The sequence below is a fragment of the Micromonospora parastrephiae genome (assembly GCF_016802865.1).
Lineage (GTDB): Bacteria > Actinomycetota > Actinomycetes > Mycobacteriales > Micromonosporaceae > Micromonospora > Micromonospora parastrephiae.
The window spans coordinates 1-1,684 of record NZ_JAEVHM010000390.1 but is presented as its reverse complement, the minus strand read 5'-3'; the positions used below and the strand labels follow the sequence as shown (position 1 = coordinate 1,684).

The following is a 1,684-nucleotide window of genomic DNA, read 5'->3' as shown; positions in this document are numbered from 1 at the left end:
CGGCTGACCGGGCGCCGGTCTCGGTGACCGCCCGGTACGGATTCAGCACGCCGGCGCCGTACCCGCCGCCGTGGCCCGGGCCGGGCGCCGGATCGGCCGTGGCGATGATCCGCTCCGCCACCTGGGCGGCGGTCAACTCGGGCCGGTACTGGCGCAGCAGCGCGGCGGTTGCCGCCACGAACGGCGCCGCGTAGCTGGTGCCCTCGACCCGTTGGTGGCCCTGCCCGGGCGCGGCGACCAGCACCTCGCTGCCCGGTGCGACCAGGTCGACGTACGGGCCGGTCTGCGAGAAGGCCGCCCGCACGCCGTCCGCCCCGATCGCGCCCACCCCGAGCACCCCGTCGTACGCGGCCGGGAACGGGCGCGGATCACCGCTGTCGTGCAGGTTGCCGGCGGCGGCCACCAGCACCACGTTCCTCTGCACCGCGTAGGCGACGGCGGACTGGACGGCCGGGTCGTCGGCGTACAGCACCACGGAGAGGTTCACCACGTCGGCGTCGTGGTCGACGGCCCAGCGGATGGCCCGGGCGAATTCGGCGGCGCTGACCGTACGCCCCGACTCCCGTCCCTGCACCACCTGCTGCTCACTCACCCGTACCGGCAGGATCCGGGCACCCGGCGCGAGGCCGTGGAAGGCGACGCCGGAACGGGGTTGCGCAGCGATGATGCTCGCCACGCCGGTGCCGTGCCCGGCGCAGTCGCGGCTGCCGTCTCCGCCGGAGTCGAGCAGATCGGTGCCGGCCAGCACCTGCCCGGCCAGTTGCGGGTGGGCCCGGTCGACCCCGGAGTCGACCACCGCCACGGTCACTCCGGCGCCGGTGGCCAGTGGCGCGAGCCGTGCGGGGTCGTACCGTTGCTGCGTCCACGGCAGCGCCGCGACCGGCCGGACGGGGGCCAGCGGGGTCGCGCAGGTCGGTGCCGCCCGCAGCGCGGCGTCGGCGGCGCCGACCGGGAGGGCCGGTGCGGTCAACAGGCTGGCCGCCAGGCCTGCGAGGACCGGGCGCGCAATCGACGGGGACATCGATGGCCTCCGTATCGTGTCGGCTCCGGGACGGGATGTTATCGCCTCACCCGCGCCCCGGCGGCCCGCCGCCGGCCAGCCATTGTGATCTTGGTACCACCTTGTAGGTTGTACGCGATACCTGTGGCCTGTTCTCGGAAGGAGAGGTGGCCGTGACCGAATGGGAGCCGGCCACGGAGGCCGAGGTGGCGATGCGGGACGCGCTGCGCGCCAACGACCAGGAGCTGTACTTCCGGCTCCTGTCCCGCACCGATCTGCTGTTGCCGGTCTCCGCGCCGGCGCTGGCCGGCCAGGCGTCGCCCGGCTGGGGCACCTGGACCACCGGCGGCCGCACGCACGTGCTGGCCTTCACCTCCGCCGCCGCCCTGCGGGCCTGCCTCGGTGACCATCCGGGCAGCAACCGACGGGTGCCGTTCAGCGACCTCGCGGTCGGTTGGCCCAACCACGAGTGGTGGCTCGCGGTCAACCCCGGGTTACCCGTGGAGGGCTACCTACCCGCCTGGTTCGTCTCCCAGCTCTCCCGCGGTGACGTCCGGCTGCCCGGGCGCGCCATGGGCGCCCGCGCCCGGCTGGAACGGGCGGAAACCCTCGCCCGCACCCGGAGCGGTGCGACCGGTCGGGACGCCGCAGGAGCGACGCCCACGACCGGCCCCACGCCGTCCG

At 75.3% G+C, this 1,684-nt stretch carries 2 protein-coding genes; one reads left to right on the top strand and one right to left on the bottom strand.

The window, feature by feature from the left end; translation table 11 throughout:
- Positions 1–1,021 (bottom strand): type VII secretion-associated serine protease mycosin (mycP, locus tag JNW91_RS31305; RefSeq protein ID WP_203179038.1); only part of this gene is annotated, 1,021 nt, incomplete at its 3' end.
- A gap of 152 nt (positions 1,022–1,173) precedes the next feature.
- Between mycP and JNW91_RS31300 the strand changes: the two genes are divergently transcribed.
- Positions 1,174–1,684: SseB family protein (locus tag JNW91_RS31300; protein ID WP_203179037.1), on the top strand; the 511-nt coding region annotated here is incomplete at its 3' end.